We start from the raw sequence: 19,243 nt of genomic DNA, 5'->3' as shown, positions 1-19,243 counted from the left end.
TAACATGCAGCTAACCGCCAAAATATATGTGATCGCCGCGCTAGCGTGGTGTTTTCAGGGAATGCCGACGCAAGCCCAGCAGCGCATTCAGCCCGTCCGATTTTCGGAAGTGACCATTACCGATCATTTCTGGAAACCCAAACAGGAAAAGGTCGCTACGGCGACGCTCAATGCGTGCATTATCCAAACGGAAGAAAAATCGGGCCGCATCCGGAATTTCGAGAAGGTAGCCCGCAAGCAGGGTGAAAAACACGAGGGCATTTACTACGACGACAGTGACGTGTATAAAGCCATTGAAGCCATGGCCTACTCGCTCAAAAACCGCCCCGATGCCGCATTGGAAAAGAAAGCCGACGAATGGATAGACAAGATCGCCGCCGCGCAGCTTCCGGACGGATATTTGAACACCTATTACACTTTGACTGACCTCAACCAGCGCTGGACCGACATGGAAAGGCACGAGGATTACTGCGCCGGACATTTGATCGAAGCGGCGGTTGCCTATTACAACACCACCGGCAAACGTAAATTCCTGGATGTGGCCATTCGCCTCGCCGATCACATCGATTCCACTTTCCGCGTCGCGAACCGTCCGTGGGTATCGGGCCACCAGGAAATCGAGCTGGCTTTGATGAAATTGTATCACCAAACCAAAGAGGACCGCTATCTGAAACTGGCCGACTGGTTCCTCGAACAACGAGGCCACGGTTACGGCAAAGGCAAGATCTGGGACGAATGGAAGGATCCCAAATACTGCCAGGACGATGTACCCGTGAAACAGCAGAAAGAAATCACCGGCCACGCCGTGCGGGCGATGTACCAGTACACCGGCGCGGCGGACGTCGCCTCCGTGACGCAGGACCCCGGGTACCTGAATGCGATGACGGCCGTTTGGGAAGATGTGGTGTACCGAAATATGTATCTCACCGGCGGAATCGGTTCATCAGGCCATAATGAAGGCTTCACCGATGATTACGACCTGCCCAATGGCAATGCATACAGCGAAACCTGCGCCTCGGTAGGTATGGTATTCTGGAACCAGCGGATGAATGCGCTCACCGGAGACGCCAAGTATATCGATGTCCTCGAACGCAGCCTTTACAACGGTGCGCTCGACGGCCTAAGCCTCAGCGGCGACCGGTTTTTCTACGGAAACCCGCTTTCATCAACCGGTAACAATGCCCGCAGCGCATGGTTCGGGACGGCTTGTTGCCCTTCCAATATTGCGAGGCTGGTAGCGTCGGTCGGGGATTACATTTATGGAAAATCGGAGAATAAGGTCTGGGTTAACCTTTTTGTAAGCAGCAATACCCGTTTCCAGATGGGGAAAACCGCGGTGCCGCTGAAAATGGAGACCAATTATCCCTGGGACGGGAATGTAAAAATTAAAGTAACGCCAGCGCAAAAGGTAAAATACGCTTTGAATGTCCGTATTCCCGGCTGGGTGACCGATACGCCTGTCCCGGGAGGGTTGTACAACTTCGCGGCCAATGCCAGTGCGAAAATTGAAATACTACTAAACGGCAAACCGGTTACCTATCAGACTGATAAAGGTTACGCCGTCATCGATCGCACCTGGCAGAATGGCGATGAAATTGAAGTGAAACTACCCATGGAAATACGTCAGATCAAGGCCCGTAAGCAAGTCAAGGCGGATGAAGATCGCATTGCGTTGCAACGCGGGCCTATTGTCTATTGTGTAGAAGGCACCGATAATGCGGGTGAGGTATGGAACCTGCTCGTTCCCGCGAATGCTTCGTTCACAACCAAAACAAGCCAGGTGCTGAGCGAGCAAGTAGTAGCTATTCAGGCCAACCTGCAAGTGGTGAAAGCCGCGCCGGATGGGCTGAATGTTAGAACAGAACCACAGACGGTCACGGCTATCCCCTATTACACCTGGGCGAACCGCGAACGGAGCCCGATGCAGGTTTGGCTGCCGATGAAGATCAAAAACGTCAAACTTGCGGAGTAGCGGCGTTCTTGTAGCGTCTTACCCGCAACGCCGCCTGCTCTTTGTGCCCCATAAATCCCTCTATTTCGCACAAACGCATGCCGTATTCACCGATAATGACGCTCGCTTCCGGCGTGCAGCGCTGATAAGTACAGTTTTTCAGAAACTTCCCGACCCACAAGCCGCCGGTATACCGTGCAGCTCCGTGGGTCGGAAGCGTATGGTTGGTACCGATCACCTTGTCACCATATGCCACATTGGTTTCAGGGCCGAGAAATAATGCCCCGTAGTTGGTCATGTTCTGGAGAAAATAATCGGGATCGCGCGTAAGCACCTCCACGTGCTCGTATGCGAGCTTGTCTGCCTCCACAAGGGCCTCTTCCTCGTCCTCTACCAGGATGATCGAACCATTATCCCGCCAGGCAATGCCGGCAATGTCGGCGGTAGGCAGTGTTTCGAGCTGCCTTTCGATTTCCACCAGCGTTTCATAAGCCAGCTTTTCAGATGTCGTGATCAATGCGCCCGGCGAAGTTGGCCCGTGTTCGGCCTGGCCCAGCAGGTCGCAAGCCACCATTTCGGCATCGGCGGTCTCGTCGGCGATGACCAGGATTTCCGTGGGTCCTGCAAACAGGTCGATGCCGACCCTGCCGTACAATTGCCGTTTTGCCTCGGCCACATAGGCATTACCGGGGCCGACGATCATATCCACCGGTTCGATCGTTTCGGTACCCAATGCCATGGCCACCATCGCCTGCATTCCCCCGAGCAGATAAATTTCATCTGCCCCGGCCATATGCATCGCTGCAATGGTAGCAGCGGGCATTTGGCCTTTGATCGGCGGCGTACATCCGATCACGCGCTTCACACCGGCCACTTTGGCCGTCAGAATGCTCATATGCGCCGACGCCACCATCGGATACCGCCCGCCGGGAATGTAACAACCCGCGCTGTTGACCGGGATATTCTTGTGTCCTAAAATCACGCCCGGAATGGTTTCCACTTCGATGTCCCGGATCGACTCGCGCTGCTTTTGCGCAAAAAAGCGGATTTGCTTTTGGGCAAAAGCGATGTCGTCGATGACTTGTTGCGGAACGCCAGCGATGATCTCCCCGATCTGTTCCGCGCTTAACCGGAACGATTCGGGCGACCAGTTGTCGAATTTTTCGGAGTATTTCCGGACAGCCTCGTCGCCATTCAATTCAATGTCCTTGATGACTTCGCTCACAACGGCCTTTACTTTTTCGTCGGCCTCCTGCTGTTCGGCGGCGCTTTTGCCCGGTTTTATAATTGTTGCCATGAATGTAAACCTGTTAAATTTTGGTATTCCAAAAATACAAGTCCGTAACACCCAAGTGCAATTACTATTATAGCGGTTTCTGATACAATCTTTCAACACCAGCCACCGGCATTGTCAGCGGCTCATTTCAGTGCACTTGCCAAATGCAGCGCAGCCAGCTTAAAGCCGCTTTTCAGATACACTTTCTGGGCCGTGTTATTCGTAAAATCCGTGTCGAGCACCAGCGCGTCCTGGTTATTCAGTTTCGCAATTTCCCTGACGTGTTCCAGCAACCTGGATGCCAGCCCTTTTCCGCGGTACTCGTCCAGCGTGCAAAGGTCATCGACGTAAATAATGTTTCCGGTATGCAACGACGTCATAAACCGGCAACCTGCAAAGGCTACAAACCGGCCATGATCGAATACACCTGCGATAAAGAATTTTTCATTCTGCATCATTTCCATGATCATCGGCACCCACTTTTCTTTTTCCAGATGCGGCCTCAGCAAAAGAGCCACATCCCAGCATTGGGCAATTTCAAGCTCCGTTTTTACAATCCTGATTTCAAATAGCTCTTTCATATACTTTGTTTTCCCACAAAAGTAGATGGTCGGAAAAGACCCGGAATGTACCAGGAATGAGATAATCAATGGCCCAAAGTCCGGCACAGATTTCAAGCCGGGATTCGCAGGAATTTTAACCGGCATTTGACAAAACACCCTCCAAAATTTTCAATGCCTGCCTCATTTCCGTTTCGTTCAGCGATGCAAAGCCCATTCTCAATGCATTGGTCGAAAAGCTTTCGTTTTTGTAAAAATCACCATCATCGATATATAATCCCTTTTTGCGGGCCTGAAAAGACACTTTGTGCAAATCGATATCCGGAGCAAAATTTGCCCAGATGCCCAACCCTCCTTCGGGCACATCGAAAGTAATTTTATCCCTAAAATCGGAGGCCAGTATTTCACAGAACAAGTCCCGGCGGTCTTTGTAGATTTTAAGCGATTTCCGGAAATGCCTGTCTACCTCCCCGTTGTCGAACAGTACCGAAAACGCCTCCTCCATCAGCGTATCGCCCTGACGGTCGATCAGCTCCCTCAGCGACGAAGCGGCTTTCATAAATTCGGGAGGCCCCACCATAAACCCTATACGCAACGCAGGCGCGAAGGTTTTGGAAATAGACCCGATGTAGATCACATTCTGGTTGTGATCGATGCTCGCCAGGGGCAGGTAAGGTTTGTTTTCGTAATGAAAGTCAAAATCATAATCGTCCTCAATAATGGCGAAACGGTGTGTTTTGGCAAGGTTCAGCAATTTCAACCGGCGCTCGCTGCTAAGCGTGACCGTGGTGGGCAGGTGATGGTGCGGAATGGTATAAACTGCCCTGATCTTTGTCTTTTCAAGGTTTTTTTCCAAAAAGTCGATATCCATTCCCAATGCATCCACCGGCACCCTGAGAATGTTTGCGCCGGCATGCCGGAAAGTTTCGTCCGCCAGTGCATAATTGGACATCCCGGCTGCAATGGGATCGCCGGGGCTCAGCAGCAAATGCGCTGCGAGATAAATGCCCATCTGGCTTCCTTTTGTTATAAGGATATTTTCAGGGGATACCGTCAACCCTCTTGTAATCGATAGGTAATTGGCAATGGCAATCCGAAGCCGTTCCGATCCGGCCGAGCTTCCGTATCGTAGGAAGTTTTTACCATAAAATTTCCGGGACATGCTTCTGTATTCCCGCATCAACTGGTCAATCGGCGCCAGGCGCACATCCGGAAAACCGTCGTCGATCGCCAGTCCTGCTTTTTGAAGGTCTTTACTGGGCATGGCGTTCCGGAACCTGTTGGTCCATATGAACGCATTACGCGTGCCTCCGTCCTGAGGCACGCCCGCAAGCACCTTTTTCGACGAGATCGGGAGTTTTGAATTCACAAATATCCCCTTGCGCTCAACGGCCTCGGCCCAGCCCTGGCTTACCAGTTCTTCATAGGCCAGTTTAATGGTGTTCCGGTTAACGCCGATCAGACCGGCAAGAACGCGCGAGCTAGGAAGCATGTCCTCCGGCTGCAATACACCTTTGGTAATCAATATAATAAATGCATTACATAACTGAACGTACAGTGCGACGGACGCATGTCGGTCAATCTGGATGAGTGTTTTGTAAGGCAACATCTGGGCTATCTGTTTTGTCAAAACTGGGCCTCAAATATAGCCCAAGCGAGGCGTAATTTTGAAGAAAAAAGAAGGAAAATGAAGAAGTTATTAGTCATCAACGCCAGTGCCAGAATGCAGCGCTCCCACAGCCGGGAAATGACTGCCACGTTTGTCGAAAACTGGAAAGAACGCCAGCCCGACTCCGTCATCGCATTCAGGGAACTAGGAACGATCAACGTGCCCCATATGACAGGCGAATGGATTTCGGCCGCCTTCAAACCCGCGGCGTCGAGGACGGAAGCAGATGTTCTCGCACTCGGAACCAGCGATATTTTCGTATCCGAATTAAAAGAAGCCGACGTGATCGTGATCGGAGCCCCGATGTACAACTGGTCGATCCCGAGCCCGCTGAAAGCCTATATCGACCAGGTGATGCGAATCCACGAAACCTGGAAGCCCAACCCGGCCGACAAAACGCATCCCTATACCGGCCTATTGCAAAACAAAACGCTGGTCCTGCTGCTTGCCAGGGGAGCTGCCGGTTACGAGCCGGGCGAATACAACGAGCATATGAATTTCCAGAGCACTTATTTAAAAACCGTGTTCAACATCATGGGAATTAAAGACATACACGTCATCTCCATCAACGGCGCGTCCACACCGTCCGACGAACTGACAAGCGCCATTGACAATTCGAAAAGAGAAATCAGGACGTTTATCGACCGGCATCTGGAACGCGACCACAGTATTCATTCCATAATCAATTACTAATCAATTTAAATACAATCGCATGCAAACGAGAATCCACATCGACAAGGCCGAACCAGCCGGATACAAAGCAGTGCTAGGACTAAAAAAATTCATTGAAAGCACCCCGCTGACCCGAACGCACAAGGATTTGATCAAGATCCTGGCGTCCCAGATCAACGGCTGCGCATTCTGTATCGACATGCACACCAAGGAAGCGCGCAAGGCCGGGGAAAGTGAGCAGCGCATCTACGCACTCAATGCCTGGCGCGATGCCCCTTTCTTTTCGAACGAAGAACGGGCCATTCTGGCGCTGACCGAAGAAGTAACGCTGATCGGCAACCACGTAAAAGATGAAACATACGCGCAAGCTGAGCGATTTTTCGAGCCCGAGTATCTGGCGCAGTTGATCCTCGCGATCATCACGATCAATGTCTGGAACAGAATTGGTATAAGCACCCGGCTTGTCCCTGCATAAAAGAGAGCGCTTACATCACTTCCTGATTAATCGGGACGAATTGCTTTCATAATAATTTCATTGTAGTTTTTAATGGCGGATTGAATTTTCATTCCGTCATTTTTCTGTTTACCAGTAGCACAATGCTACTTTTTTGCTCAATACTGATACTATCTTTCACAAAGTAGTGGGTTTTGAAAAATTGTATTAGTTTACAAATACATTCCAAAACCCACCATTATGAAAGCTGTTGAATTTCACCTGCCACAGGACGTCGACAAGTCCTTCATTGTGTTTCGCGAGAGGGGCGACTTCTTCCCCGCACCATGGCATTATCATGCTCATTACGAATTTGTTATGATAAACAAAAGCACCGGCAGACGCATGGTAGGCGATCATATCGGCTACTTCGAGGAAGATGACCTGGTGTTTATGGGCTCGCTGCTGCCTCATGTGTGGGTCAACGATCCGATCTATCTGGAACGCCGTGCGCCCGAAAAGGCCGACGCCCTGGTGGTCCATTTCACGGACGATTTCCTGGGGGAGGATTTTATGACTATTCCGGAAATAGACGACTTTAAAAAAATTCTCAAACTCGCCGACAGAGGTATGGCCTTACGCGGAGAAACGAGGGACAGGATCAATGCGCTCATCCGGCAAATGCCCGCCCAGAATGGCCTCCAACGCCTATCGTCGCTGATGCTGATATTCGATATCATGTCCAACACCACGGAATTCGACCTTTTGGCCAGTCCGCGTTTCGTGCAGAACTTCCATTACGACTCTTCGGATCGCTTCAAAAAGGTTACCGGCTATATTATGCAGAATTTCGACAAGGACATCAGCCTTGCCGAGATCGCGTCGGTGGGGAATATGGGCGTTACGGCGTTTTGTAACTTTTTCAAGGAGCAGTTCAGGGTAACGTTCGTGGAATACCTCACCACTGTGCGCATTGGCCACGCCTGCAAGCTGCTTTCCCTGCACGATCGCAATGTAGTGGAAGTAGCCTACGAATGCGGATTTAATAATCTTGCAAATTTTAACCGGCAGTTCAAAAAGCTCAAAAACATGACGCCCAGCGATTACCGGAAGACGCTCATCATCCGGTAACCGCCGGGCGGTTTCTTGAAATATAGTATTAGTAAGCTAAACGCATCACCATTTGCAGCAACGCCTCACGGATCACCGCTTCCGATCCGGCAGCGAGGCAACTGTACCGGCAGCGCCAGCTCTCATAGCCGCCCAGTTCCACTTCATGCGCGGGTGGCACATAACCGGCATTGCCATTGGCCATGGTGATGGTAAAATAGTTGTCAATACGTGCTTGCGACTTCAAATAAAGACCGGTCTCCGAAAAAAACTCCCCACCCAGCCCGCCAATAACGCCATTTCCGATACGGATCGCTTGCGCCGGGCATTCGCGGGTAGCGGGCATTTCATGGAGCAACAATTGCTCGCGGGCGTAAATCTGTTTTAATCCCTCCGCATGGTATTCGATCGTTTCAAAACGGGCGGTCGCAATTACTTTTGCCGCCGCATCCAACTCCTCTTGCGAAGGTTTCACAACCTCACAGGACAAAAGCTCAAAAACCGCCTCCAACGCCGGTTCCGACTGCCATTCCAACACTTTCAGGCTGTCGACCAGCCGATCGGCCAAGTCGTGGCCGATGAATTGGCTTTTTTCAAAATGCGCCTTCGGATATCGTTCACTATCCAGAAAATCCCAGATATTAACATCCCCGCTCGTGCCGTTGCTCATCATACCTACAAAATCATCGCCCGCTCCGAGTTGTTCGCGCAGCCTTTCGGAGAAGTAACCGAAATAATCGGCGGAAATAGTTCCGTTTTCCCAATCTCCCACATAATGCAGTGAATAATTACCCAGCATGCTGATCCAGCGACCATCCACCCCCTGAACGGCCAGATAGCCCAGCTCGGGGTCGGTGGTTGCTATGCCGTCGTCAATATACGCTTCGCCACCAAAGGGGTTGGTTTTCACCTTGTCGACACCGCCCGTCACCGGATTCAATGGTGTGTAACCCGGTTTCATCGCATACCGCCGGCATAGTACATGCTCCGGTGCCATCAAAGAGCCGAATGCAATGCGCGCAGGACGGAGGTTTTCCAAAGCAGCATCCACCGCCGCCGCAATCCGTCCCGGTAACATTTTTTCATAAGCCGGATCAATACTGCCCAAATGCACATCCGCCACCGATCCCGCCGCGTGCGTATGCGTGCTCGCTACAAGCAGGTGCGTGTGAGGAATGCCTGTGCGTGAGGTAATGAGCGCTTTCGCACCATCAACAAACTCCTTGGGCATCACGCAAATATCCACCATCACCAACACGACCGTCGTTTCGCCGCTACGGAGCGCCAATGCTTTGGCATATAGATCATCATGAATGTAGGTCGCGTAATGCGTGATAAAATCGCCGTTGATACGCGTGCCCAGCGGCGGCGTGGTTTTGACGCGGGCTGCACCAGCCAGAAACGAGGTCTTTAAAGTTGACATTTACTTTAATTAAAACAATATACTAAACTCATTTCCAGGTATTGCGCAGGAAACGGAGCCAGTTTTGGCTGAAAATGTTGTCGATATCCTCGTCTTTATAACCACGATCGGTCAGGATGGCTTCGAACTTTTGCAGGTCGGCAATGGAATTGAGGTCCCAGGGCGACTGCTCGGTGCCGAAAATGCCGTCCAAATCGCTACCGATAGCAATGTGTCGACTGTTCCCGGCAATCTGACAAATGTGGTCCCAATGATCCACCAGGTGCGCCAGGCGGATATCCAACTGCCAGGGATCCGAAACCATGTCGATAAATCGTATATCCATGGCCCAGCAATCGAGCATCCCGCCGATCACCGCGCCACGATCGATAAGCCTTTTGATCTGTTCATCAGTTAATTGCCGCTGGTTAGGCACGATCTTGCGCACATTATGGTGGCTCGACCAGATAGGCCCATCATAAAAATCCATCACCTGATCGAAACCTTCATCCGTCAGATGCGTGGTATCCAGGATCATGCCGAGCTTCGACATTTCCCGCATCAGCTCAAAACCCGATGGCATCAGCGGCCCTTCCATTTTGGTACCTGGCGCATACCGCCCCGGCCCAAAATGCGAAAGCCCTACCGCCCGCAGACCGTAATCGTAGGCGTGGTGCAGATACGGCACATCCACCAGCGAATCGGCACCTTCCAGGCTCAGAATGTAGCCAACCGGAAGTTTTTCGCCTTCTTGCAAAGGATTATTCCAAAGTCTCAAATGCGCTTCCAAGCCCTGCAAATCGACAATTTGCACCATCTCGCCCAATGCTTCCATTTCGCGATACCAGGCGAGCTGCGCCTGCGTCATCGCCCAGGCTTGCTGCGGTGAATTCCAGCCTGTCAGTGCACTGCCGAATGGCGTGTACCGGGCCAGTTGCGTCGCCACCACAATGCCTATGTTGCCCTTTCTCAGCTCCGGCAGGCATACTATACCCTTTCCGCGATCGTTTTTGTCCTTCATATGCATCTCGCGCTGCCGGATTTCGTCCAGCGGGCGCGTGAGGTCCCGGTTCCATTCAATGGCATTCATCGCCAGGTCCAGGTGCGCATCAAATATCAATCTCATAGCAGGCCCGATCCGTTTTTAAATTGCAAAATCACTTCCTCAGCGCTGTTCCCAAAGTTGTATTTCCCGATCAGCTCCCGGATTTCAAGGCTGAATTTGCCCATTAACTCACGCCACCGTTCCACTTCGCCATCGTCATACTGGTAAAACCCCTTTCCTCCTTCCTCCATCCCCCATTCTCCCCTTCTAACCATTTCTGTAAAAAAGCCAGGCAACTTCGTATCAGTAGCGAGCTCGCTGTTGAGATCTTTCATCACCATTCCATATGCATAAGTGCCCATCAGATCCATATACCGGAGATTTCCGGCAAAGGGAAGATAATAACCGGCATCGTTCCGGCAGGCCCTGTCGATGTCTTCGACATTGGCATAACCATTTTGCACCAGGTAAAACGCCTCGCGTATGAGCGCAGCCAACAGCCGCATGCGTATGCCCGTATTTCCGTGGATCACGTAAGGATCTTTGTTCCAACTGGTTTGGGCGATTTCTTCGAGATAGGCTACATGGGTTGCGTCCGTCATGTCGTTCGCGATGATTTCCAGGAACAAGGTCGTGTCCGCAGGCTCCGTCCAGTTCAGGCCGATGATACGTTCGGGGTATAATGCATTTGCCTGCAAAACATCCAGCCCAATGGTTTCGGTATTGACGGCAATCAACGTCTCGCCAGAAACCTTAGCCTCTATTTCCCTGATCCACTGCCTTTTCAGGTCCGCATCCTCTTCCGTTACCAATATAGCCAGCCGTACATCCGCGGCCTGATCCGCATTCAAATCCGTCAGGACGGTTTGCCCTGCCTGACTTAGGCAGCCTTGTATACTGTCCGCAATAGGATGTGCCCCCAGCACCAGCGCCGGTTCACTGCTTTGTCCGCTTTCTTTCATCGGCTGAGCCTCGTTTCAGATTTGTTTCAATACCTTTTCGGCGGTGGCAATGGCGATTTCAATGTCCTCGTCGGTGTGTACCGCGCTGATATACCACAATCCGCGGCCAATCACCCGCACTCCTTCGTCGTGCATCGCGGCGACGAATTTGCCTAGTTTTGCCTTGTCAGCAGCCAGGGTATCCCGGTAATCATTTGTCTTTTCAATTTTCGTAAAACTAATGGCAAACATCGGCCCCGGCCCTTCAACCAGCAATGCATGTCCGCTGTTAGCAGCCGCTTGCTGCAAACCGGCCATTAGCTTGCTTCCCAGCCGGAACAGCCGTTCGTGTGGTTGCTCTTTCTCCAAAACAGCAATCGTAGCCAATGCCGCCGCGACGGTCGGGTTACCCGCATTCATCGTGCCGGCATGGATCACTTTGGCCTGTTCGATCAGCTGCATCCATTCGTATTTGCCTACGATGGCGCTGATCGCATAGCCGCTGGCAATTGCCTTCGCAAAAATGGAAAGGTCGGGAGTGATGCCAAAATACTGTTGCGCCCCGCCCAGCGAGAGGCGAAAGCCGGTAATCACTTCATCGAAAATCAGTGCGATGTTATTGGCGCTGCACAAATCCCTTAAACCCTGTAAAAAGCCGGGCTGCGGCTCAATGCAGCCATTATTGCACATTACAGGCTCGGTAATGATCGCGGCAATTTCGTGACCGCGTTCGCTGATGGTCTTCCGTACCAATTCCAGGTCGTTCCAGGGCAGGACAATAAATTCATTTTCAACACCCTCTGGCAAACCTTGCGTCCATGGGAACACATTCGGATGCTCGCGGCTGCCCAGTGCTTCTTCGGACGGCGTGCTGATCGCCCAGCAAACATTGTCCATCCAGCCATGGTAATGTCCTTCAAAACGCAGGAATTTGTTTTTACCCGTTCTGGCACGTGCCACGCGGAAGGCCGTTTGCACCGCCTCGGAGCCATCCAGACAAAACCGCATCATTTCGGCGGAGGGGATCAACTGGTTCAGCTTTTCAGCCAACTCGATCTCCCGGATGTGCTGCCCTGCAAAGAGCTGACCATCCTGTGAATATTCGGCCACGGCCCGCAGTACTTCCGGGTGCGAATGGCCGAGGATAAGCGGCCCCTGACTGAGGGTAAAATCAAGATATTCGTTGCCATCCACATCATAAATGCGGCTCCCGCGTCCGTGGGTGTAAAAGAGCGCATGCGGGTGGTTGTATTTCCTGAATTCGGAAGAAACGCCGCTGGCGAGCACTTTTTTGGCCCTTTCGAGCAGTTCGGCGGATTTCTGGTAAGTTTTCATTGCAGATAGGCTTTTACTTTTTCGGCTGAATATTCGGCAGCCAACCGATGTATTTCGTGATTGAACCGGGCAAATGCTTCGTCCCATTGGCGGCCTTCGCCAGGTTCGTAGGAAAATAGGCCACGATCGTTATGAACACCCCTCGCACCTTCCCGGACCATTTGCTGCATCACCGCGGGCACTTCGGCGCTGCTGCTAAGTTGGGGGAAAATGCGGGTGAGCATGGTTTCAAAATCTTTGAGCCCAACATAATCCATTCGCCGGAAAATGCCCATGAGCGTCATCCACGAGCCTGCGTCGTAACGAAATGCCTTATCCACGTCCTCGCGGGTCGCCTGTCCGCTTTCGATCTGGTGGAATATTTCGCGGTAAACGGCATACATCAGCCGGTTGGTAATAAAGCCGCGAATATCCTTTTTCAGCAAAGTCGGTTCCTTACCCCATCGATTTGCCATTTCAAAAACGCTGTCGGCAAAAAGCGGGTCGGTTTGCTCGCCACAGGTGATTTCGAGGAAGCGGGTCATAAATGCCGGCTCAGCCCAATGGATGCCCAGAAACCGCGCCGGGTTATCGACAAACTTTTGCAATTCGCTGATAGGGATCGCCGAGGTATTACTGCCGATAATGCACTCGGCCTCGACGGCAGCCGTGATTTTGGCATATACTGCCGATTTGATTTCCGGCTTTTCGATTACGCATTCGATTACCAGCACGCAACCTGCCAGCATTCCGTAATCTTGCGAAATGCTCAGGGCATCCAGGTACGGTTCGGTCGAAACGATCAGTCCTGCGTCGTGGCATTGGCGCAACTGGCCCGCGATGCGTTCCGGGGCTTCGCCAGCTTCCGGCGCAATGGGCGCGATGGCCCGCACCGGATGCCCGGCGACCAGCAAGGCGGCAACAATGCTGCTGCCCATCAGGCCAAGCCCCACCACGCCCACCGGCGCCAATGTCGAAGGTTCGTTCATCAGGCGGGCAGTTTGACAATGCAGTCTATCTCGACTTTGATATTTTCAGCCAGCACCGACTGGACTGTCGTGCGGGCAGGCTTGATGCCGGGGAAATAGGAAGCGTAAACGGCATTGTACCGGTCGAAGTCGTTGATATCCGCCAGGTGCGCAGTGCATTTAACGACATTTTCCATTGTACCGCCCGCCGCGCGGATGATCGCCGCGATATTGTCCAGCGTCCGCGCCGTTTCCTCTTCGATCGTACCGAGCACGAACTGCGACGTTTTGAAATCGACCGACGCCTGGCCACTTACAAACAGGAGGCCGTCCACAGCCACGCCGTCGGAGTACGCGCCGGTGGCAAAATCAGGATCACGATCGGGATGTACTATTTTTTTCATGAAAACAAAATATAATTCTAAAAAATACCATCTTCACAAAAGTACTTATCACCTATCCTCCCGTTCTCCTACTTTTAACTGGATTACTGATACTATTTTTTATCCCGCTTTTCAGGCATTCAGCCCACCATCCATCAGGATGTTTTCGCCATTGATATAGGCTCCCGCATCCGAAGCCAGCAGTACCACCAGGCCTTTGATATCATCCTGATTAGCCATCCGGCGAAGGGGCACTTTTTTGCAGTAATTGTTCAAAAAAACCTCGGGCTGATTGTTGAACAATCCGCCCGGACTAATGCAATTAAACCGGACATTTTTGCCCGCATTCATCTGCGCCATGTAGCGCGTAAGGTTGATCAGACCGGCGTTGTGAAAGAAATAGTCCGGCGGCAGATCGCCCATCCCCACGGCACCCTCATAATTGGACGAATCCGGGCCAAACATGCCCATCATTGAAGCAATATTGATTACACTTCCACCTCCGCTCTGCACGATCAAATCGGTCATTTCACGCACCAAATCCACCATTCCGGTCGCATTCACCTGCATTGATTCCTCGAATTGGCTCAGCGGGGCATTATAACCTTTCATAGGTCGCGACACCGCATTGTTTACGAAGCCATCCAGCCGCCCGAACTTTTCCAGCACGCCGGCCTTCAGCGCCATCACCGACTCATGCACACCCTGATCCGCCTCCATCGCATGCACATCCAGCCCACGCTCACGGAAGAATGCCGCCGTACGCTCCGCCGAAGCAAGCTCCCGCGACGTTGTAATCACCGTCGCATCGGCCTCCCCGAGCCCCTCCACAATGCATTTCCCATAATTCCCCGACCCACCGGTAACGAGGATAACTTTGTTTTTCAGGCTTAGTAGTTGTTTGACGTGCATAGGAGTTGGTGTTTGGTGAGGCGTTTTTGACCATCGACGATGGACCATCGACCATCGAATGCCTCGATTGTTGACCGCCGATCTCGTTAAAATTGATACTCAATAAATTCTAAATTTGCCCGTCCCGCCCCTACATCGCGCATGGTCCATGGTCTATGGTCGGCCGCAGGCCCCTCGTTCGCCGCAGGCACGCCACTCAAACCACCACCTCCACTCCCCCCCGCTCAAAGCTCTCCTTCGCGCTGATAATCACCTGCATAATCCGCTCGGTTTTTTCAAATGCCAGTCGCGGCTTGCCTTCTTCCAGCGAGCGCACGAATTCGATGATGTTGTCCCGGAACATGGAATAGGAATTGCGGATATCAATCAGCTTCCAGCCGTTTTGACCAAAAATCGATATTTGAAATGTGCCGGAAATGTCCATAAACAGATGAAGCATAATGTCGAGGCCATCCTCCATGCGGAGTTGAATAATTTCCTTATCTGCACGACCGATATGCCGCACAGCATGCGGTATTGGATCACCCAGGATTGCGAAAATGCCTTCGAGCAAATGCACGCCATATTTTTTCCAATCCTTCTTCCCCACGGCCGTCACCAGTTCCAGCTTTCCAAAGGATTTGATCTCCTGCCGGGCAATGCGGCATTCGTTGGCATAACGCATGGAGGAGCACGACATCAGGAACTTTCCGGCCCGGTACTGCTCGGCGAACCAAGCCAGATCTTCGCGCGAGTAAGTCAATGGTTTATCGATAAAAATCGGTACGCCCGCCTCTATAAACGGCCGGGCCATTTCTCGGTGGTGTTCGGGATCGTCACGGGCCAGGATCACGGCATCCACCTCACCGATCATCGATTCCAGACTTGCACAAACATGCTCAATACCAGCACCTTTTGCGATACTTGCGGCAATTTCGACCTCCTGCGCCCACACATGCGTGACCCGCGCGCCGGGAATGCCCAGCGTGTCGCGGTTGGCTTCGAGGTAAGCGGTTACGGCCGGGTAACCGACCCGGCTGATCTCGTCCCCGTCGAAAACGCCATTGATAATGGCCGACCACGAATAAGGATGCGCATTGCCGGGGCTCATGCCGATGATTCCAATTCTTTGCATGCGGTTCAGGTTTATCTCAGCCAGCCCATCCGGTCCCAATGCGGCAGGTTCAGAAACTCCGGCTCGGGATAGGCCATTTGGGTGGCGATTTGTAATGTTTTCGGATCCATATCATGGCCACCCGCGGTCGCCAGCGCCTGATCAAGGTATTCGGGCTTGTCGATACCGACGAGCACGGAGGCAATGCTGTCAAACGACAAGGCAAAACGGGTTGCCAATGTAGGCAGGTTGGGAAAATCCTGGCTCAGTAACGTGTGGTAATTATGGATATGTCGCTCCACATCAGCGAGTTCCGGGTGCAGGTTCTTGCCACGATCGCTTAGCAAACCCTTCATCAGCACCGATCGCGCCACAATGCCTACGCCATTTGCCTTGGCATCCTCAAAACAGGCCGCATGCCGCTGATCCATCAGATTAAACGGAAGCTGGATCACATCCCAATGACCTTTTGAAATGGCTAATGCGGTTTCCGTAGCCAGGTATGTCGACACCCCGGTGGCACGGATCACTCCCTGTTTTTTTAACTCCTGAAAAGTCTCTGCGATCACCTCATTTTCCAGAATTTCGAGGTCGGCGTAATGCAGCATGTAAACGTCGATATAATCGGTTTGCAGCTCTTTCAGGCTTTCTTCCAGTGAGGTTTGGATAAAAAATTTTAGTGCGGAATCCGGCGGAAGGGCGCCACTTGAATTGCGGAGGTGCCTGCATTTGGTCGCCAGCACAATGTCCTTGCGTTTCGAGGCAAAAGCTTTGCCCATGATCGACTCGCTTTCGCCGTAAAGCCGCGCAGTATCGAAGAAATTGATGTCTTTTTCCAATGCCTCATGCAGCAAACTAATCGCCTCATGCTCGGAAAGCATATCCTCGCGGCCCTGGACGCCGATGCCATAAGGCACCCCGATCTCCACGCCCCCAAAAGCAATTTCAGACACCTGTAAACCGGTACGTCCCAACGCTTTCTGCCTCATTTCGCCGACGTAGTCTGATTTTCGAGATAGGAAGTGGAGTTCCCGGCAGTAGATGCGCCAAATGCGCTGACCAGTTCCCGGCAATATTTGGTAAGCCCCACCACATCAGCCCCTACGCTCACGAACTGATAACCCATCGAAACCAGGTCCGACAAATTACCCGGCCCCCCCACCGTTCCTGCAAACTTCCCATGCTTTCGCGCGACCTCGACCACCCGTATCCGTGTTTCGAGCAATTTGGGATGATCCCACTGCCCCGGCGCACCTATACCCTGACTGAAATCACCGGGACCAAAGAAAAGCATATCATAGCCATCTAATGCGGCAATCGCTTCCAGGTCGTCCAGCGGCTCCGGGTCTTCGATTTGTAAAATGACAAACCGCTCGCGATTGGCTTCTTCGAGATAAGCATTGAAATCCATGGCCGTGTAGGCACCATCGGCATTGCCGCCATCTATCGGTCGGCGGCCAATGGGATGAAAGCGGGTCATTTCAATGACCTGCCGGGCATCATCCAGTCCCATGATATGCGGTACCATAATGCCTGTCGCATCCATTTCCAACGGCCGAACATAATCGCTGTAACTGCCGCGAGGCACACGCACGAGCAAGTCGGTATCCTGCGATTTAGAGGCCCAGACACATCCGGCCAGCACCGACCAATCGAGCCCGATATGCTCCTGATCGGCCCAAACGCAGTCAAAGCCGCCTATACCGGCAATCTCGGCCACGCGCGGCTCTGAAAGATTCATTTTGAAACAACTGACAATTTCGCCCGCCCGCAATTTGCGCAGCACCCGGCTCTTTCGCATGCTCAATGTATATCCACGATTAAGTGTAAAACCTGAATGTAATGTAACCCAAAAGTAGCGGCTCCCCAATTGGTCTGCTATTACTTTTATGGGTGATTCCGATACTATCTTTCAGATTTGGGAATGCGGCTGGAAATCTGTTAATTTAGAAGAGCATCAAAGCGAACGTTATGACTGTTTTGTTAGCAGGTTTGTCGAAAAAAACGGAGGAAAATGTTCCTGGCAGCCTCATTCGTGAAGTGATCGCGGGAGAAGCATATTACTATAAAGGCTATAAAGACGTGATAGCCGGCACTATAAAAGCAGAAGAAATAATGGGCAGCAGCGCCTTGCAATCCGTGTTGATCATGGCTCTCGGCTTTTTCATCAAGTCGAAGCTGGATAATGCGCGTTACTGGCTGGCTACGAATGAAGCCGGTCTGCACCTCGGGCCTCAAAATAACCTGTCAATCGACCTGGGTATTTTCCGCAAAGAGGAGGTTAGTCTCAACAATCAATATTTCACGGCAGCACCGGAAGTAGCCATCGAAGTCGACGTTAGGATCGACACGGATCACGACCTTGACTATATTTTTTCCAAGTCATCGGTATTGATCGATCATGGGACAGACACGGTCGTTTGGGTTATGACAAAACACAAAAAAGTGATGGTGATCCGGAAAAACGAAGATTCGGTCATTTTCGATTGGAACCGCGACGTTATTGTCATGCAGCATGCTCCCGAACCTATCATTTTGAACCTCCAAACATTGATTGAAGCAGAGCGCATTGAATACTAATTGGCTCGCTTGTTGATCTCCAATATCGCAAATGCCGCGGCAGCCATTACATCATAATCAGCCGCCGCATCCGCTAATGGTTGTTTATTTTCAAACAAATCCGTTAAAACCTGCAAATCCTCTGTACCGCCTTTCCCGGCAAGCGCCATCGCCATTTCCGAGCGTTCCCCTTTGGTTTTGGCCGAATGATATTTCAACAATCCCGATTTGATAGGCACCAACTTGATGTCGCTCGAATCTGCTGCTGTTAGCCAGGCGGCACTTAGCATAAACACTTTCGCGGATAAGCTTTCCTGCTCATGCAATGCGGCGGCGGCAAGCTGTTGCCACTGCCGGTTATTCAAGCCGCCAAGTTGACGGAGCGCATAGGCGGAAATGGATTTAATCGGCGCTTCCGAGTCTGATAACGGTGTTAAATTTTTTATCAATTCCATTTTTACCTTCTCCAACTGGTTGGGTGAATCAAAGGCCGTTGCCCAAAGCGTGTATAATGCCAATGCGGGAACGTCACTTTTGAGCGCCTCGCTGGTAACGTCCGGCGCTTCCGCTAAGGGTGAAATCCGCAATTTGGCCAGCGTTTCGGCGGCATGGATGCGATCGGGACCATTCGGATCGAGAAAAGCGGCTTTCATTTTGTTTAACCAAACTAACTTTTCAGATTCATTCTCAGCCAATTGAGCCAAGACCCGCCAGATTCCGACGCGGTATTGCGGCTTGTTTCCATGATGCTCTTCTTCATTGAGAAATTCGGCTTTTACACCTTCCGCGTGGCCTGCCCAAATCAGGTATTCAGCCGCGTGCACTTTTACCCATTCCTCTTGCTCGTGCAGGACTTTACGCAGCAAGGCAAGATAAGGCTCCGCCTGCGCCGCTTGCTGCGCAGGACATTCAATTGAACTAAACATGACTAATAAAATGAAAATGAGTCGCATAG

19 protein-coding genes are annotated in these 19,243 nt (G+C 51.8%); 5 read left to right on the top strand and 14 right to left on the bottom strand.

Annotated features, from left to right (window positions below):
• The first annotated feature begins 4 nt into the window (after window positions 1-4).
• Window positions 5-1,972 (top strand): glycoside hydrolase family 127 protein, encoded by a 1,968-nt coding sequence (locus tag LZD49_RS03535; protein WP_234665938.1) that lies wholly within the window; start codon window positions 5-7, stop codon window positions 1,970-1,972.
• Here the strand turns inward: LZD49_RS03535 and hisD are convergent.
• The 3 genes from hisD to LZD49_RS03520 form a co-directional block, all read right to left on the bottom strand.
• The gene (hisD, locus tag LZD49_RS03530) at window positions 1,956-3,248 is read right to left on the bottom strand and encodes a histidinol dehydrogenase (RefSeq protein WP_234665937.1); all 1,293 of its coding nucleotides are present in this window, start codon (window positions 3,246-3,248) and stop codon (window positions 1,956-1,958) included. The two genes, LZD49_RS03535 and hisD, sit on opposite strands and share 17 nt — an antisense overlap.
• A 122-nt stretch (window positions 3,249-3,370) precedes the next feature.
• Window positions 3,371-3,808 carry a GNAT family N-acetyltransferase gene (locus LZD49_RS03525; RefSeq protein ID WP_234665936.1) on the bottom strand — a complete coding sequence of 146 codons (438 nt, stop codon included), beginning with the start codon at window positions 3,806-3,808 and terminating at the stop codon, window positions 3,371-3,373.
• 115 nt (window positions 3,809-3,923) lie between these two features.
• Complete coding sequence (locus LZD49_RS03520) at window positions 3,924-5,396, bottom strand: PLP-dependent aminotransferase family protein (RefSeq protein ID WP_234665935.1); 1,473 nt, start codon at window positions 5,394-5,396, stop codon at window positions 3,924-3,926.
• 78 nt (window positions 5,397-5,474) lie between these two features.
• Here LZD49_RS03520 and LZD49_RS03515 point away from each other — a divergent pair, with 78 nt between their 5' ends.
• From LZD49_RS03515 to LZD49_RS03505, 3 genes are all read left to right on the top strand, one after another.
• Entirely contained in the window at window positions 5,475-6,149 is a 675-nt protein-coding gene (locus tag LZD49_RS03515) for an FMN-dependent NADH-azoreductase (protein WP_234665934.1), read from the top strand.
• Window positions 6,150-6,168: 19 nt separating this feature from the next.
• On the top strand, window positions 6,169-6,603 hold the full coding sequence (locus tag LZD49_RS03510) for a carboxymuconolactone decarboxylase family protein (RefSeq protein ID WP_234665933.1): 435 nt from the start codon (window positions 6,169-6,171) through the stop codon (window positions 6,601-6,603).
• 219 nt (window positions 6,604-6,822) lie between these two features.
• Entirely contained in the window at window positions 6,823-7,692 is an 870-nt protein-coding gene (locus tag LZD49_RS03505) for an AraC family transcriptional regulator (RefSeq protein WP_234665932.1), read from the top strand.
• Between the two features lie 28 nt (window positions 7,693-7,720).
• Here LZD49_RS03505 and LZD49_RS03500 read toward each other — a convergent pair whose 3' ends face one another.
• The 10 genes from LZD49_RS03500 to LZD49_RS03455 form a co-directional block, all read right to left on the bottom strand.
• Window positions 7,721-9,094 (bottom strand): hypothetical protein, encoded by a 1,374-nt coding sequence (locus tag LZD49_RS03500; RefSeq protein ID WP_234665931.1) that lies wholly within the window; start codon window positions 9,092-9,094, stop codon window positions 7,721-7,723.
• Between the two features lie 28 nt (window positions 9,095-9,122).
• Window positions 9,123-10,199 (bottom strand): dipeptidase, encoded by a 1,077-nt coding sequence (locus tag LZD49_RS03495; RefSeq protein ID WP_234665930.1) that lies wholly within the window; start codon window positions 10,197-10,199, stop codon window positions 9,123-9,125.
• Window positions 10,196-11,080, bottom strand: coding sequence for a 3-hydroxyacyl-CoA dehydrogenase family protein (locus LZD49_RS03490; RefSeq protein WP_234665929.1), 885 nt, complete (start codon window positions 11,078-11,080; stop codon window positions 10,196-10,198). The genes LZD49_RS03495 and LZD49_RS03490 overlap by 4 nt, the downstream gene beginning before the upstream one ends.
• A gap of 15 nt (window positions 11,081-11,095) precedes the next feature.
• Window positions 11,096-12,394 carry an aspartate aminotransferase family protein gene (locus LZD49_RS03485; protein WP_234665928.1) on the bottom strand — a complete coding sequence of 433 codons (1,299 nt, stop codon included), beginning with the start codon at window positions 12,392-12,394 and terminating at the stop codon, window positions 11,096-11,098.
• Window positions 12,391-13,362, bottom strand: coding sequence for a 3-hydroxyacyl-CoA dehydrogenase family protein (locus LZD49_RS03480; protein ID WP_234665927.1), 972 nt, complete (start codon window positions 13,360-13,362; stop codon window positions 12,391-12,393). The genes LZD49_RS03485 and LZD49_RS03480 overlap by 4 nt, the downstream gene beginning before the upstream one ends.
• Entirely contained in the window at window positions 13,362-13,745 is a 384-nt protein-coding gene (locus LZD49_RS03475; RefSeq protein WP_234665926.1) for a RidA family protein, read from the bottom strand. Before LZD49_RS03475 ends, LZD49_RS03480 begins: the two co-directional genes overlap by 1 nt.
• Window positions 13,746-13,856: 111 nt before the next feature.
• On the bottom strand, window positions 13,857-14,636 hold the full coding sequence (locus LZD49_RS03470; RefSeq protein WP_234665925.1) for an SDR family oxidoreductase: 780 nt from the start codon (window positions 14,634-14,636) through the stop codon (window positions 13,857-13,859).
• Window positions 14,637-14,832: 196 nt separating this feature from the next.
• Window positions 14,833-15,750, bottom strand: a complete 918-nt coding sequence (locus LZD49_RS03465) for a Gfo/Idh/MocA family protein (RefSeq protein WP_234665924.1) — start codon at window positions 15,748-15,750, stop codon at window positions 14,833-14,835.
• 11 nt (window positions 15,751-15,761) lie between these two features.
• The gene (locus LZD49_RS03460; RefSeq protein ID WP_234665923.1) at window positions 15,762-16,718 is read right to left on the bottom strand and encodes an aldo/keto reductase; all 957 of its coding nucleotides are present in this window, start codon (window positions 16,716-16,718) and stop codon (window positions 15,762-15,764) included.
• Window positions 16,715-17,470, bottom strand: coding sequence for an HpcH/HpaI aldolase/citrate lyase family protein (locus LZD49_RS03455; RefSeq protein ID WP_234665922.1), 756 nt, complete (start codon window positions 17,468-17,470; stop codon window positions 16,715-16,717). The genes LZD49_RS03460 and LZD49_RS03455 overlap by 4 nt, the downstream gene beginning before the upstream one ends.
• 230 nt (window positions 17,471-17,700) lie before the next feature.
• Here LZD49_RS03455 and LZD49_RS03450 point away from each other — a divergent pair, with 230 nt between their 5' ends.
• On the top strand, window positions 17,701-18,309 hold the full coding sequence (locus LZD49_RS03450; RefSeq protein WP_234665921.1) for a Uma2 family endonuclease: 609 nt from the start codon (window positions 17,701-17,703) through the stop codon (window positions 18,307-18,309).
• On the opposite strand, the gene LZD49_RS03445 is transcribed toward LZD49_RS03450, so the two are convergent.
• Window positions 18,306-19,214 (bottom strand): hypothetical protein, encoded by a 909-nt coding sequence (locus tag LZD49_RS03445; protein WP_234665920.1) that lies wholly within the window; start codon window positions 19,212-19,214, stop codon window positions 18,306-18,308. The genes LZD49_RS03450 and LZD49_RS03445 overlap by 4 nt on opposite strands.
• Window positions 19,215-19,243 lie beyond the last annotated feature (29 nt).

The organism is Dyadobacter sp. CY261 (assembly GCF_021440085.1).
Classification (GTDB): Bacteria; Bacteroidota; Bacteroidia; order Cytophagales; family Spirosomataceae; genus Dyadobacter.
The sequence above is the reverse complement of the archived record's forward strand: the minus strand, read 5'-3'. Positions and strand labels throughout refer to the sequence as shown.